Annotated in this window: 12 protein-coding genes; all 12 read right to left on the bottom strand. The window is 49.3% G+C overall.

Going from position 1 to position 14,343, the window contains the following annotated elements; all coding sequences use genetic code 11:
• Positions 1–850, bottom strand: an 850-nt coding sequence (locus tag OGX89_RS02665) for a T6SS effector BTH_I2691 family protein (protein WP_286559864.1), incomplete at its 3' end; no start/stop codon positions are given.
• 38 nt (positions 851–888) lie between these two features.
• Positions 889–1,857 carry a DUF4123 domain-containing protein gene (locus OGX89_RS02660; protein WP_079940122.1) on the bottom strand — a complete coding sequence of 323 codons (969 nt, stop codon included), beginning with the start codon at positions 1,855–1,857 and terminating at the stop codon, positions 889–891.
• Between the two features lie 13 nt (positions 1,858–1,870).
• Positions 1,871–4,243: a type VI secretion system Vgr family protein gene (locus tag OGX89_RS02655; RefSeq protein ID WP_126957691.1), complete on the bottom strand. Its 2,373-nt coding sequence runs from the start codon at positions 4,241–4,243 to the stop codon at positions 1,871–1,873.
• A 24-nt stretch (positions 4,244–4,267) separates the two neighbouring features.
• The gene (locus OGX89_RS23745; RefSeq protein WP_072025537.1) at positions 4,268–4,606 is read right to left on the bottom strand and encodes a putative T6SS immunity periplasmic lipoprotein; all 339 of its coding nucleotides are present in this window, start codon (positions 4,604–4,606) and stop codon (positions 4,268–4,270) included.
• 257 nt (positions 4,607–4,863) lie between these two features.
• Complete coding sequence (locus OGX89_RS02650) at positions 4,864–5,313, bottom strand: putative T6SS immunity periplasmic lipoprotein (RefSeq protein ID WP_003828329.1); 450 nt, start codon at positions 5,311–5,313, stop codon at positions 4,864–4,866.
• A complete protein-coding gene (locus OGX89_RS02645) occupies positions 5,313–5,843 on the bottom strand; it encodes a hypothetical protein (RefSeq protein ID WP_003828330.1) in 531 nt (176 codons plus the stop codon). The genes OGX89_RS02650 and OGX89_RS02645 overlap by 1 nt, the downstream gene beginning before the upstream one ends.
• Positions 5,833–8,454, bottom strand: a complete 2,622-nt coding sequence (gene tssH / locus OGX89_RS02640) for a type VI secretion system ATPase TssH (protein WP_126957685.1) — start codon at positions 8,452–8,454, stop codon at positions 5,833–5,835. Before tssH ends, OGX89_RS02645 begins: the two co-directional genes overlap by 11 nt.
• Positions 8,455–8,615: 161 nt before the next feature.
• Positions 8,616–9,107 (bottom strand): type VI secretion system tube protein TssD, encoded by a 492-nt coding sequence (gene tssD, locus OGX89_RS02635; protein WP_003024437.1) that lies wholly within the window; start codon positions 9,105–9,107, stop codon positions 8,616–8,618.
• A gap of 16 nt (positions 9,108–9,123) precedes the next feature.
• Complete coding sequence (locus OGX89_RS02630) at positions 9,124–10,788, bottom strand: OmpA family protein (RefSeq protein ID WP_003828333.1); 1,665 nt, start codon at positions 10,786–10,788, stop codon at positions 9,124–9,126.
• A 3-nt stretch (positions 10,789–10,791) separates the two neighbouring features.
• Positions 10,792–11,433, bottom strand: coding sequence for a type VI secretion system protein TssL, short form (tssL, locus tag OGX89_RS02625; RefSeq protein WP_003828335.1), 642 nt, complete (start codon positions 11,431–11,433; stop codon positions 10,792–10,794).
• Between the two features lie 5 nt (positions 11,434–11,438).
• Entirely contained in the window at positions 11,439–12,776 is a 1,338-nt protein-coding gene (gene tssK, locus OGX89_RS02620) for a type VI secretion system baseplate subunit TssK (RefSeq protein ID WP_003828337.1), read from the bottom strand.
• 23 nt (positions 12,777–12,799) lie between these two features.
• Positions 12,800–14,329 (bottom strand): type VI secretion system contractile sheath large subunit, encoded by a 1,530-nt coding sequence (gene tssC / locus OGX89_RS02615; RefSeq protein ID WP_048225521.1) that lies wholly within the window; start codon positions 14,327–14,329, stop codon positions 12,800–12,802.
• Between the last annotated feature and the right edge of the window lie 14 nt (positions 14,330–14,343).

The raw sequence follows: 14,343 nt of genomic DNA, 5'->3' as shown, positions 1-14,343 counted from the left end.
ATATCTTCGCCATCGCCAGGACATCATTCGTCCATCCCGTCAGCTCATGCGTTATCCCTGTTGCATCATGCAGCGCCATCAGCAACGGCGTGACAGGGGAACCGTCTGGCTTCACTCCCCGTTCCTTCATCTGCCGGATTGTGTTTCCGGCCACTCCGCTCTTCCACGGATACAATGTCTCCTGCGGCCCCGGCTCTTTGACTATTGCATAGCGTTCACCCACACACTGGCTGACGCGGATTTTAGTCTGGGTGCCATACGGTAACAGCATTGCCGGACTCAGCTGGCTTCCCTGCGGCGCGATGTAATCCAGAACCCCTGCAAGATTGCCTGTCGTGGCTTCTGTCGTTTGCTCTGAAGTCTGCGGTGACGTCCAGTTTAATGCACTCAGACGCTGCATTCTGCTCTGCCGTTGCCCGCCATCGCTTGCGTAACGTTCCAGCGTCTTTTCCGTCCAGCGACACTGTGTGAATGCTATCCAGATATCATTCTCCAGCACTTCATATGGCAGCGTCAGAAAATCCTTTCCGCCATTACTGTAGGTTCCCTGCCTACAGTCAGGCTCTGATTTCTCCAGAACATTTTTCGCCGACAGTTGCTTCCATAAACTGCCGTCATCACACACCGACCATGCTTCCCAGTCCGTCAGGTATGGATAGTAGATATAGATATAGCCCCTGCGCATCGCACGCAGCGCATAGTGATAATTTTCACTTTCTGCCGGATAAGACGACGCTCCTGGTTTTGCCCACGCCGGCAACGACCTTTTAATATATTCAGGGACCACTGCATAACGGACAGGTAGTAATGCCGGTCCCTGTGACATACAGTCACATTTATGATTTTTCATCCCTGTTCTCCTGCATATTCGAACTGTAAATCGCTTAATTAATGATCTGCGCGAATTTCATTCCATTGCTGTTCTGTGACATGGGAGATGATTTGAGTAAAATTTCTCTTCTCACTTAGGCTGCTTATTTCAAGCAATTTTTTAATAAAACTATGGTTATAAAACTCTGGAGCAATATTAATTGAACACTCTCCCCACTTAATAAGATCTTCTTCATCAGAAAAAGCGCACAACCCGGCTCTTTTAAGTGACTGCTGCAATAGTTTAAACACTGCTGATTCCGTGAAACGTTTACTGCTCAAATGCGCCAAGCGATAATTACAGATAATCCTATTTTTTATACCTATAAAATTCATATCATGCCAATTATCAGCACTCAGCGAGAGCGTATATGAAAGCCGAGGTTGATTGTCAGTCTGATTTATTTTATTAATAAACTGCCCATCGCCATCAATAAAACTCCACACTTCAACTGGTCCTAGCAAACGTTGTTGTTGCCAATCATCCAGAATAGATAAAAGAGAGATCATAATTGCAGGGTCATAATACCGAAGCAAAACATCTTTACCATCACGCTGTTGGATAGCGACTTTTCCCAGGTAGGCAGCGAGATTTATAATATCTTCTGCACAAGTAAGCCAACCACAAATCATCCTACCCTTACCCAGCAGTATCTCATTAGGTTCGATCTCTTTCAGGGCTTGCATAATACTTTCATGTAGTATTTTACAATCCTCAGGTAAAGATAAATCCAGTGATACCAAACATGGCTCAAATTCTGAGGTTAGATAACGATTAGCAACTGGCACCCTCACAACCCCTCTATCTATTATTTGGTTGTAGAATGATGAATCTTGATTCCTCAACCTTATAATTGCAGCATCAATCATTAATATGCAATTTCTATTTAGAGTTCTAAAACGATTAAATATTTCCTCACCAATATAATCCCCCTGATTTTGCATTGCCTGTAAGGAGTAATCATAAGTTATTAAAGATTCCTTCATTATTGGCCCTCCATCAACCCAGCGTGACTGTAGGGCTTTGTGTACCACCCGCAGCATCAATGGCAGTGGCGCAAGGGTCCGGTAGCTCTATGCTGGCGTTCAATATTGCAGGCGCCATTTTTTGAATTCCAATACTCTTTACGCGAACGTTACCAGGTGCCCCTACTTCTATTTCACCATCTTTAAGCCTGATATATGCTCCACCACAACTGAGCACTAACTCTGTCGCTGCGGTAATGATCACCTGCTCATCCTTGCTGGCTATACTTAGCGTTTTTTTTGCCAGCAGATCCATTGCATCTCCCTGCGCCTGAATTTCCACTTTTCCTTTGCTGGCGAAAATCTTAATCCCCATCCACTGGGCGAAAAGGCTTATTGTTTCTTTCACACCAAGGCGGAATTTTTTAGCGACACTGACATCGGTGTCCGCTCCAGAGGTCACAATGACATTATCACCCGATGAGAGTTGGATACTGGCGGGCGTTACCTGCGCTATACCAGCAGGGGCAGAGAAAAGTAAAGCCTGTTTCTTGAGGTCTGTCATAGACTCCATTAACAACGCTTTTTGCCTCTCTATATCAGCCAGTTCTGCTTTCGCTTTTTCTGCCGCAGAGCGAATACCTTTCGCATCCTGAAGCGCAGCTTGTAAGTTAGCTACTGCTTCATGCATATCTAACTGCAAACCTCCAGCCAGTTCCTGACGATCGGCACTGATAAAGATCCCCTTCCCAGCCCGAATAGCTCCCCACTGGTCTGTACGCAGTTCAAAGCCCTCTCCCCGCAGCGCACGCCCCGCATCAACGTTATGCCCCAGGTTAAGCTGCGTTTTCCCGCCATACTCGGTACTGAGTTTGACGTGCTCCTCACCCCGTTTGTCTTCCATGCGCAGCTTGTTGTTCGCGGGCGTGCGGATGACGTTGCGGGTATGGTTTGCCTGTGTCACGTGGTCCGGATGCCGGGAGTCATGCAGCGCATGGGCGATATAGGGCCGGTCCGGGTCCCCTTCATGGAACGCCACCGCCACTTCTGTGCCCTGTATCAGCGGGAAGTGAATACCGTAAGTGTCGCCGCCGTAGGGTTTGGCAAGGCGCAGCAGCATGCTCTCGTAACCCTGCTGTTTGCTGTCCTGGTCTGCATCAAACTTCACCCGGTACAGCCCCTCCGCCGTCTGATGCGCGTAGATATCCCCGCTCTTCGGGCTACTGACCCGTGCTGTCAGCGTGCCGCTGACCTTCGGCCTTGCCTTCAGTGCCGGACGCCAGCACTGCGTCTCACTGTACGGGACCGCCGCCAGCGACACTTTCAGCGCATCCTTCCTGCTGCCGCTGAACCCCGCCCGGACCACCACCACCGGCTGCTGCAGCACGTCCGGCAGCGTCGACGGCACACTGCTGTCCGTTATCGTCAGCACCTGTCCCGGACGCAACCCCACATCCGTGCTGAAACCCGTTATCAGCGTCTGCTCTGCAAGAAACCGCTCATGGTCCAGTCGCGCCCAGAAGTTCCCTGTTTCCGGCGCAGGAGAAAATGCCTCCCCGGTTTCAAGATGCCGCGGTTTGTAGTGATACACCTCGCCATAGCGTATTTCCTCGCCTTCGCCGCCGGTGATATCCGCCCTCGCCGACTGCAGCACCTTCTGCGCTTCGCGGTGGTTATAGTCTTTTGTGGTCACTCCCGCCGGTGCCACCTGGTGCAGAATGTTCAGTCCCCAGACGGAGTCCGCCCCGCTGTCGCTCATTCCTGACGGGCTGTTCAGCGCCAGCCGTTTATCAAACTCATAGGCGCTCTGCTGGTCTGCAAAATGCACCACTTCCGTCCGCGTGTCCGGCTGCAGCGTGAAGAAGTAAAATATCCCCACTTCCGCCAGCAGACGCTCAATAAACGCCAGGTCGCTCTCCTGATACTGATTTATCTGTTCACGCTTCGGATAAGTCTGCGTCAGCGTGAATTCATACTCCCAGCCATGCAGGGCGTGCTCCTGCAGGATTTCACCCACCACTTCCGGGACCGATTTATTAATAAAAAAGCGGTGCGTACGGAACTGTTTATCCAGCAGGGAGAGATAAGGCGTTAACGTAATATGATATCTTGCTTCATCGGCAGAGCCAGATAACCGTTGAAAATCAGTTATCACACCATGGACTATTTTTTGCGTCGTCATGAATCCCAGCTTGCCACCATTCATCGTCAATGTTGCCACCTGACGCAAAAATTGATTGGCTTGAATATCTTTATCCGCACTGGTAAACAAAATATCATAGTAATAATTTCGGCTCAGTCCTTCTGAACCATTGAAATCCTCAACATCCAACACAGAAGAACAAGAAGGAATAGATAGAAAATATCGATTAAGCGTAGTTGCCATTGTTTGCTGTGACTTATCCATAAGATTGACTCCGTTTAACACACTTTATTTTCCATTAAAAAATAATTTATCCATCGCAGAATAAGGCCTCGCTATTTCCAGATCGGTAAGATGGATGTTATAAATACAATCGTTAGAGACATCCACTCCACTAACAACACTTCGTGGCCTATCATTTGAATAACCCCTCCCTAACGTATACGTAACTATAAACTGGCCACCATCTGGAAAAGTATAAAAATCGGGTGTTATGCACCATTTATTATCAAGAAGAATGAGCGGTGGGTTTGGCATGAATTTTTCATTACCAAAACCAGCACCTCTACGAGTAATCGTAATGATATCTGGTTTGTATTCTTCCGAGTCCTTCACCCAGAAGCAGATATTTTTCCAATCATGCTAACCACTGTTTCTTCATCAGTAAACGATCTGTCACCATATCCTGTACACCCGGTGAGAAATACCAGACTGTAACTCAGAAAAGTTGCATTAATTAACCTCTTAGCTCTTTTTACCAAAGAAGTCCTCACTGTGCTTATTTAATGACATCTTTATAGCAAGCTCCATATAAGACCATATGGACTCATTCTCTTTAATAACCCATAGTGAAGTCATTATGATTTATACATACTTGATGTGTTTTACCTATCCATCTCAGAATATGGTCTTATGATCTCCATATCGGTAAGATGAAAATTGTGGACATTCCCATTAGAGACTTCCACACCACTAACAACGCGCTGCGGTCGGCCATCTAAACTATCATTTGGTAGGCTATAGGAAACGATAAACTGCCCCTTATCTGGGAAAATATAAAAATTTGGAGTAATGCACCATTTATCGTCAATCAATATCAATGGTGGATCTATAGTGAATTTTTCCCTTCCGAATTCAGATCCTCGTTGTGTGATAGTAATGATACTGGGTTTATGTTTCGCAGAATCATAAACCCAGAAACAGACATTTTCCCCAACCATGCTAACCACAGCTTCCTTATCCAGAAGTAACACATCCCCATATCCTGGACATCCGGTGAGAAATACCAGACTGTAACTCAACAGACTGAAACAAAAAAACAATCTACTTTTCATCACCAGGGGAATCCTCGAAGAGTATTCCTATAAGATTCTCGGATTACACTTTCATGAATATCCCCATCTAAAGTTATATTATGATTGAAGCGCATATCCAGCCACGTTCTATATCCACTCTTTTGTAGAATAAAACTATCCGCAATAATTTGAGCCTGCTGCTCCATAGGGTACTCACTTAGAAGTCGCCCATCCAGTTTATATCGATAACTGACTAGCCAACTCACCAGGCCTCTACAGATAACATTCATGCCTTTTTCTCGTTGCCAGACATGACTCATTTCATGGATAAATAAGTGTTGATAATGGGATAATGTCTGAGAAAAATCATCCCGGTACTGATTGCGAAAGTAAATCTCACCGTCAGGCGTCATCGCCGTATTCGAATCCTGTAAATTAAAAGGCAAATAACTGTCCCTGTGGATCCACACTTTATGATACTGGAGAGTGGAACCAAATACAGACTTTGCCAGTTCAACCTCTCCAGAGGTAAGTCTTCTGAGACCACCTTCCTTAATATTATTTGGCACTCTCAAACTCCATTATGATGCCCTTGAACTCATCCCAGCTAAGGATCAGAGAGTGTGGTTTTTGCTGCCGGGAAAGATACGTTAACAACTGCTGACTAAGCACAGGTAAGATTTGTTGATTGAGCAGACTATCGATATTCCTCGCCCCCGTATCCGGTAGCAGGCAAGCGGCGGTCAGGGCATCAAAAAGGCTCTCGGATATCGTCGTGGTGATGCCGTAGTGACGCAGTAATCGCTGGCTAACCTGATCCAGTTTCATTTGTACAATCGTACGTAACGCAGATTCACAGAGCGGATGGTAGATAATCGTCTGGAAGCGGGCCAGTAGCGCTGGCTGGAAGTGATCGCGCAAAAGTGGTCGCAGCAGTTCGTGCAACTCAGACTCTGTGGTTTCCGGTTGTTCTTCCAGCAGTTGCATCACTGCGTCGCCGCCAAGATTGGAGGTCATCAAAATAACAGTATTGCGAAAATCAATTTCACGGCCTTCGCCGTCACGCATGAAACCACGGTCAAATACCTGGTAAAACAGATTCATGACGTCGCGATGCGCTTTTTCTACTTCATCCAACAGTACCACGCTATAGGGGCGTTTTCGCACCGCCTCGGTCAGGATCCCTCCCTGACCATAACCCACATATCCCGGAGGTGAGCCTTTTAGCTGGCTCACAGTGTGCGGCTCCTGATATTCAGACAGATTAATCGTGATCAGCGATTTTTCACCACCAAACAGAATGTCAGCCAGGGCCAACGCCGTCTCCGTTTTTCCGGTTCCACTTGGTCCAGTAAGCAGGAACACACCCTGTGGGCCGTTTTCCGGCGTCAGTCCTGTTTTTGATGCCCGCAACCGCTGTGCGATCGCATTCAGCGCGTAATCCTGGCCGACAACCCGGTTTCCCATCTGGGTTTCAAGCGTCAGTAAGTCTGCCTGGGAGTCCTTCATTAATGAAGACAATGGTATACCGGTCCAGTCGGCGATCACCGTAGCCACGGTGCGCGCGTCTACATCCGGAAACAGCAAAGGATGGCCCTGCTGAAGCATACTTAGCTGCTGCTGCAATTCAACCGTTTCCGCCTGACGAGAAATATCACGGCGACTGGCCAGCAGTTGCTCTATGAGCGCTAATTCCTGACCATACTGAGTTTCTCGTTCATCCAGTTCGACAAGCAGAAGATTTTCACGCTGTTCAATGGTGGCCAGCCTTTCACCATGCTGACCATTTCCTACCGTGAGGTCTGCAAGCAATGCCTGCTTTTCCATTTCAAGCGCGGTGATCTCCGACTTCAAACGCGTCAGTGGTTCCGGAACGGTATCAAGGCTCATCCGCACTCTTGCACCTGCGGTGTCCAGCAGATCGACGGCTTTGTCGGGTAATTGTCGCCCGGTAAGATAGCGGCGAGAGAGCGTAACAGCAGTTTTAACCGCTTCGTCGGTGATGTGAACGCCATGGTGTTCTGCATAGCGTGATTTCAGACCACGCAGCATTAAGCAGGCAGTGTCATCATCCGGCTCATCCACTTTAACCATCTGAAAACGCCGCTCCAGCGCAGCATCACGCTCAAAATACTGTTTATATTCACTCCATGTGGTCGCCGCGATAGTTCGTAATTCACCTCTGGCCAGAGCGGGTTTTAGCAGATTGGCTGCATCAGCGCCTCCCGCCTGATTACCGGCCCCAATGATGGTGTGTGCTTCATCGATAAAGAGCAGAACAGGCGTTGGCGATTGTTGAACGGCATCAATGATATTTTTCAACCGCTGCTCAAACTCACCTTTCACCCCGGCACCTGCTTGTAACAGCCCAAGATCCAGCGTGCGTAATGTTACTGATTTCAGGCTATCCGGCACGTTACCTTCAGCAATACGCAGCGCCAGACCTTCCACCAGAGCTGTTTTGCCGACACCGGGTTCCCCGACCAGAATGGGATTATTTTTTCGCCGACGGGACAACACATCCACCATTTGCCGGATTTCATTATCGCGACCAAATACCGGGTCGATATCGCCGGCACGCGCTTTCGCGGTCACATCCAGCGTAAATTTATCGAGCACGCCTTGTAATGCTGGCGACAACGTCGACTCAGCCGGACGCGGTTCATCATCAGGGGAAACCTGCACCAGAGAGGCTTCTTGCTGCCTTTCCGGACGTTCATCCGACTGGGAATTTAATAGCGGCAGGAGGCGTTCCAGTTGAGTATGTCCGGTACTCAGAAGCGGCCACAGACCGTCACACTTCAGCAGCGAAGGCTTTCCCACCAGCGCCATCAGTAGATGCACACCACGTATCTGCGAATTTTCATCCGTTGCGGCACACAGCCACGCTTGTTGCATTAAAGAAAGGAGCGCATCAGACAACTGCGGGCGGCTTTTCACGGAACGCGGCTGAACATCCAGATGCTTCAGCAGCGATTGCCAGAGATTATCGATATCCCATTCATAACGACGAGCAATGACAGTAATATCGCCCTCCCCCTGCTCCAACAGCTTCAGCAACCAGTGTTCTGGAGTGATTTCTGCATGCGCGCGCGTCTGACATAACGATGCCGCTGCTTCAAGCGCCTGAGCACAATAGGGGTTGAGACGTCGTAATAGCACTGCTGAATGGTGTTCCATTTGCTTCCTGACTCCCTGTATTCAGGCACGCTACCGCCCGTAGCCGTAATCCAATGCCCATAAGGTAATAGTGATGTTGATACTCTCTGCTTAACCCCCGCCCCGGAAGCTCAGCAGAGGGCATAAAAAAACGGATGAGGAAATCCTCATCCGTTAGCGCATTACGCGGTGGTACGCTCGTTCCAGGCGTCAGAATGGATAATGTTGCCATCCTTATACGTCCAGACGATCTTCTCGTAGCGCAGTTCAATTTGTTCCAGGTGGTTATGCTTCTCTTTTGCGGGATCTTTGATGTCGTACATCACAGGGTTTACTTTCACCACTTTCACGTTGTGTAACGTGGTGTTGAAGTATTCCACTTCCTGACCCGCGTCATTGATGCGATACCATTTGAACTCTGCCTGGCGCAGGGTCTGACCGGTGGTTACAGCCTTGTACAGATATGGACTGGAGGCATCGATTTCCTTAGTGAAAAGGAACGGGGTATGGATGCGCGTACCGGTCAACTTACCTGTATTGTTATCGGTAGGGATGTACAGGTTATGTTCCTGTGCCACCACTTCGATACTGCCTACACGGTCTTTTACGTCAACAGAACCTTTAATATCCGCGCCGCCATCATCTTTCAGCCAAAGGTAGACTGGAATTGCCATAACTCTTTCTCCATTTTTACTTCGCTAATGCGTCACCACCTTGCGGTGACGGTTCCTTCATGCCCGGCAGCCGACAGGCATCAGCCTGCGGTACCAGACTGATCTCTACACGGCGGTTGGCAGCCCGACCCTCCGGCGTATCGTTGTTTTTGTAGGGGCGTAATTCGCCGTATCCCTGAACGGCAAAACAGCTCTCCGCGACATCACCGGTATCTCGCATCCAGTCACGAACAGATTCCGCGCGTTTGAGAGAGAGCAGCTGATTAGATTTATCGTCACCCACATCATCGGTATGTCCGGCGATGACTATCAGCCACCCGGGTTTGGCTTTGATATTGACCAAAGCCCCAATGAGTACTTTTGTTGAACCCGCTTTTAGCGCCCACTTACCCGTATCAAACAGCGACATACTGTCGAGACGTACAGTTTGCGGGGCAGTCACTTTCGGTTTTTCGGGTGACCCCCAGTCACTTATGGCAACCTGCAAAGGGGGGATCAATCTCATTCCTTGATACAATCCCATTGAAAGAGAAAGTGGTTCGCCACGCTGATACCAGCGCTCAAGAAGTTGCGCATCACGACGAAGTTGATCCTGGGCCAAGATCTTTGGCTCGGCGGGATTACCGCTAAGTTGGCGGTATAGCATCAGGTGATCGTTTGTGATCCTGATGAGATGTTGGTTATTGATAAAGCTGCATGCCATCGCCATTCCGATGAAAATGCCGCATAGCAGACCACTTACGCCCACCGTCCGTTGAAATGCTGTCAACGCCCGACGGCGGGATAAGAATGGCAATGCTAAATCTGGAAAAGGCAGCAGTGCGGGCGCTACTGACGCCGCAGGGGAAAGCGTTGTTTGAGCAATGATATGCCGTTGCCAGAGGTTATTTTCGCAGACCGCTGATGAGGTGAAACACACAACCCGTAATGCAAAGAAAACAGGCAGAGCATGGTGTTCAGTATCGCCTTGTACCTTCTTCAGCCAGCCCAGTAAATTATCTAACCACACTGCATGTGTAAGATGAAAATGGCGGGCTGGGCTCTCTTGCGAAGAGAAAGGAGCAAAGTCGTCTAATCCCGTAGCCGACTGCACTTCTGCATCCTGAGGGGTTCGAATAAACCAGCGTACAGCCTCATTACATTGAGGAGAATTCAGCCAACAACACAACCAAAACGGCGGTACACCTGATAACCAACGCCGACTCTGGGTCACCACTCGCCGCCAACTGAGCAGTATGTGCTTAAGCGCATCTTCATCAGTATGCCGTTCCGGAGTTAATGCCAGCATTACGGAGACGCGCATAAGAAGCCCAGGACGCTGAGCAGCTATCTGACGAACCAGAGCAATGTAATGCTCAGGGGACTGGACAGATAAATACCAGCCCTGCGAGCTCTCGCAAGAACCGCTGCGTCCGGCAAACAAGGGGGCATTATCGCCACACACGAGCACAACTGGCCCACTGAAACTCTCCGGAGGGAGCGGAACTTCATGCTCGGAATGCGCTGATCTCAACTGGCCATATTGACGCCAGCCGTAAACGATCCCTGGAATGGAAAACAATAAAATAAAGACGGTCAGGCCGCCCCGGACACCCGTACTTAACGGACTGAATCCCCAAACCAGCAACAAAGCCAGGACAGCTGTCAGCACATAGTTAACGATCCCTCGCAACTGAGCCATGTTTTAGCCCTGCCCAATAAGCTGAGCAACCAGCCCTTGTAAGACATGAGAAAATGTTAACCATAAAGCCCCCAACGCCACCGCGCCGACAATCCATGCCTGCCACCAGCGACGCTTACTGCCAGAGAAACCGGACGCCTGCATGATTACGGGCGCATCGTGCGTTAACTTAAAAGGCTTCGCCTGAGCCGCCAGCGCCTCAAGAACATCTTCACGACGTTCGTCACCTTGCTCACGATAGCGCCCAACAAAACCGAGCGTGATTGCGCGATAAAAGCAGGTTATTACGGCGGTATCAGGAACGGGCTCACGCAGCACAGACCGGATGCGTTCCCAGAACTCTTCCCCTGCGTTGGTGGTATTGAAATAACGGGCCTGTAAGGGTGTCGCAAGCCAGGTGATATAACCGCTATCCTGCCGGTTGCGGTTCAACACGCTTTCATCCAGTAACGCACATTGCGTGTAGAGCATATGTTCAACGCTGTGTTCGCTGTACCCCATATCACGCAATGCCTCACGTGCAGATTCAACCCATTGGCTGGCCCGACGATAAAGAACAGCTCCGTCGTCGACTTCTGCCCCGTCACGTAGCTGGCTTACAGCAAGCCATGTTGGCCAGAAAACCTGATCAATTTCCTTATTCATTTATTTCAATCCCTTAATACTGCAAACAGCTCAAGTTGAATCTCTCCCAGCGTTCCCGGCACATAGAAAGCACAATTACCGGCGTCCAACATGGCCTGGGCTACTGGATGATTAATTTCAAGAGCAAAGTATTGATTTTCCAGTCGTAACGGGATGGCTGCGGGTACATGTGTCAGCGGTTTTAATGGAATACCGCTGAGTGCCACATTGACGACATCTGACACATCCGCCCGGCTCCCTGCTTTACAGAGCTGTGGAAATTGCGCCAGGAGGACATGTGCGGGGAGACCCGAGCGAACGGACAGGTAAAAATCAGCACCTTCACGCAGTCGGGCATCCGACAGAGCGCCATACCAGAACTGTCGCTCCTGCGTCAGTTCAATAGCGACAACACGAGACGGCAGGCTGGCTTCCAGCAGTTCCACCAGCAGAGCAAACAGCGGCGGGAATACCTGCTGCGGATTTGCATGCTGATATGGAGGTACAACGCTGACATCATTTTCTAACGAGAAGGTCAGCAGGCTGCCCGCTAACCGCGCCAGCTCACGCCACAAAAGTTCGGGATGACGGCCTGGGTTTTGCAGCATTTCTTTCAGAACAGGTTCCGAACTATTAAGCGCATTCAGCAGCCAAAACAACGAAACATCTGCTACTGCAAAATCCGCCATTCGTTCGTTACTTTCTCGGCGCAAGGACATCAGGCGGCGACAACGAGCCTGGATACGATGCACCAAATCACTGAGCGAATTGATTAATAAAGGGCTGGCTGAGAGTGAAAGCGATGGGGGTAAAAAATCACGTCCCAGCTCCCATTGCCCCTGAGCATTACGAATGAGGCAAGCTACCGGACAAGTCAGGTAAGCGCTGTTATCGTCATGGGCATACCGGAGGGTGATAGCATGCCGCAGCACTGCCATATCAGTCCGTTCCTGACCGGAGAGATCCTGAACTGGCAGCCATTCCTGCTGCCAGCGACACGGACGGCTGACACCGTTGCCTGATGAAAGATTGCCGCCATTAGCTGAAAGCAGCGGCAATGCCAGCACGATATCAACGCTGTTGTAGCCAGTAAGATGCGATAAATCACACGCTGGAGGCAGGTTATCTGAAATACCTGTATCCACTAACGTACCGTCAGGAAAGCGCACAACCAGATTAACGGGATTCAAACGGGAAACCGTTAGCGCACTTTCATCAAACTCCGCGCTGATGACGCCCCACGGTGATGAAAGTGACATGTGAGCAACAACGTCAGCAACGTAAGCATCCCAACGTGTCTGTTGCTGAAACTGTTGGGGAGCCAGAAAAGCCCCCTCGCTCCATAACGGACGATAGATCTTCATCGCACCTCCTGTGCATTACGCCGTTAAGATTTCGACTTAGGCATCTGTGAAACTAACGACAAGCTGACATCCATACCTTCAACCTGGAAATGCGGGATGGCGTACAGGCGCACGCGGAAGAAACCCGGGTTATCCTCAATGTCCTCCACCACGACACGCCCATCACGAAGCGGATGTGAAGCCTGCAAATCATCGCCAGGATCGGTCATTTCGGTTACCAGACTGCGTAACCAGTTGTTTAGTTCAAGCTCAAGCAGGCGGCGATCTTTGGTCGTACCAATGTTTTCTCGCTGCAAGATTTTCAGGTAATGAGCAATACGAGAAAGCAGGAAGATATACGGCAAACGTGAGTTAATTCGACTATTAGCTGTTGCTTCCGGGGTATCAAACTGCGCAGGTTTTTGAGCCGAGTTAGCAGAGAAGAAGCAGGCGTAATCACGATTCTTATAATAAGAAAGCGGAATAAAACCGAGGTTGGCGAATTCAAATTCACGAGTTTCCGGGATCATCACTTCAGACGGGATTTTCACCTGATTACCCGTCCCCAGATCGTACAAATGGATAGGTAAATCTTTAACCGCGCCACCCGCCTGTGGTCCACGGATCTGGACGCACCAACCATTCTTGATAAAACTTTTCACCATATTCACAGCGAAAGAGAAAGATGCGCTGGTCCACAGATATTTTTCGTGATCCGGGCCCTTAACTTCCTCGACATAATTAAAGCTGCGCACAGGAATGGTATCAGGGCCGTACGGCAAACGCCCGAGTACACGCGGCATAGTTAATCCGATATAGCGTGAATCATCACTATCACGAAATGCTTTCCATTTGATGTATTCAGCACGTTCGAAATAATCATTGATATCTTTTATGGCTGCGACCTCTTCCATATTTTCTTTCAGGAAGAATTTCGGCCCAACTGAACCAATAAATGGCATATGGCAGGCTGCCGATACGCCAGAAATATTGCGCAGTAGCGCAATATCCTGCGGGCTGTTATCAAATTCGTACGCTGAAATCATTGCCGCAATAGGTTCGCCACCTGGCTGGTCATATTCTTCAATATAAACATGACGATATAATCCGCTCTGGATAAGTTCCGGCGCGTCATCAAAATCATCACGCAGCGCATCCTTACTGACATCCATCATTTCGACACGGACATTTCGGCGAAAATCAATGCCAGAGATCATTGAATGCAAACCACGCCAGAGCGATTCTTGTTTTTGAAATTCAGCATGATGCATAACTTCATTAACCTGATCGCTAATCTGCTTATCCAGACGAGCAATCTGCTCATCGAGTAGCGTTTTATCCAGGCGTTCTAAGGGTTGTGCAGCATCAGCCAGACATGAGACCAGAACCTGAATAGCAGCGGTCACACGCTCCGCCGGAGCGGCATCAGAAAGCGCTTCATCACTCTGCCACGCATCTACATTTTTTAATGACGCGACGGGAGAAAGATTAATTTTGTCAAAGAGGGACTGATAAACACTGCGTTCACTGGTCGTGGTGGTCGCGGCTGAAGAGGTATGTTCCTGAACAGACATCAACATATTCCTTT

This window comes from Citrobacter sp. Cpo103 (assembly GCF_030332605.1).
In the GTDB taxonomy this organism is placed as follows: domain Bacteria; phylum Pseudomonadota; class Gammaproteobacteria; order Enterobacterales; family Enterobacteriaceae; genus Citrobacter; species Citrobacter portucalensis.
The sequence above is the reverse complement of the archived record's forward strand: the minus strand, read 5'-3'. Positions and strand labels throughout refer to the sequence as shown.

Bases quoted from the DNA above. Each gene is read 5' to 3' on its own strand.
- OGX89_RS02660 (WP_079940122.1), bottom strand. From the start codon at position 1,857: ATGAAGGAATCTTTAATAACTTATGATTACTCCTTACAGGCAATGCAA.
- tssL (WP_003828335.1), bottom strand. From the start codon at position 11,433: ATGAATAAGGAAATTGATCAGGTTTTCTGGCCAACATGGCTTGCTGTA.
- tssD (WP_003024437.1), bottom strand. From the start codon at position 9,107: ATGGCAATTCCAGTCTACCTTTGGCTGAAAGATGATGGCGGCGCGGAT.
- tssH (WP_126957685.1), bottom strand. From the start codon at position 8,454: ATGGAACACCATTCAGCAGTGCTATTACGACGTCTCAACCCCTATTGT.
- tssK (WP_003828337.1), bottom strand. From the start codon at position 12,776: ATGAAGATCTATCGTCCGTTATGGAGCGAGGGGGCTTTTCTGGCTCCC.
- tssC (WP_048225521.1), bottom strand. From the start codon at position 14,329: ATGTCTGTTCAGGAACATACCTCTTCAGCCGCGACCACCACGACCAGT.
- OGX89_RS02655 (WP_126957691.1), bottom strand. From the start codon at position 4,243: ATGGATAAGTCACAGCAAACAATGGCAACTACGCTTAATCGATATTTT.
- OGX89_RS02650 (WP_003828329.1), bottom strand. From the start codon at position 5,313: ATGAAAAGTAGATTGTTTTTTTGTTTCAGTCTGTTGAGTTACAGTCTG.
- OGX89_RS02630 (WP_003828333.1), bottom strand. From the start codon at position 10,788: ATGGCTCAGTTGCGAGGGATCGTTAACTATGTGCTGACAGCTGTCCTG.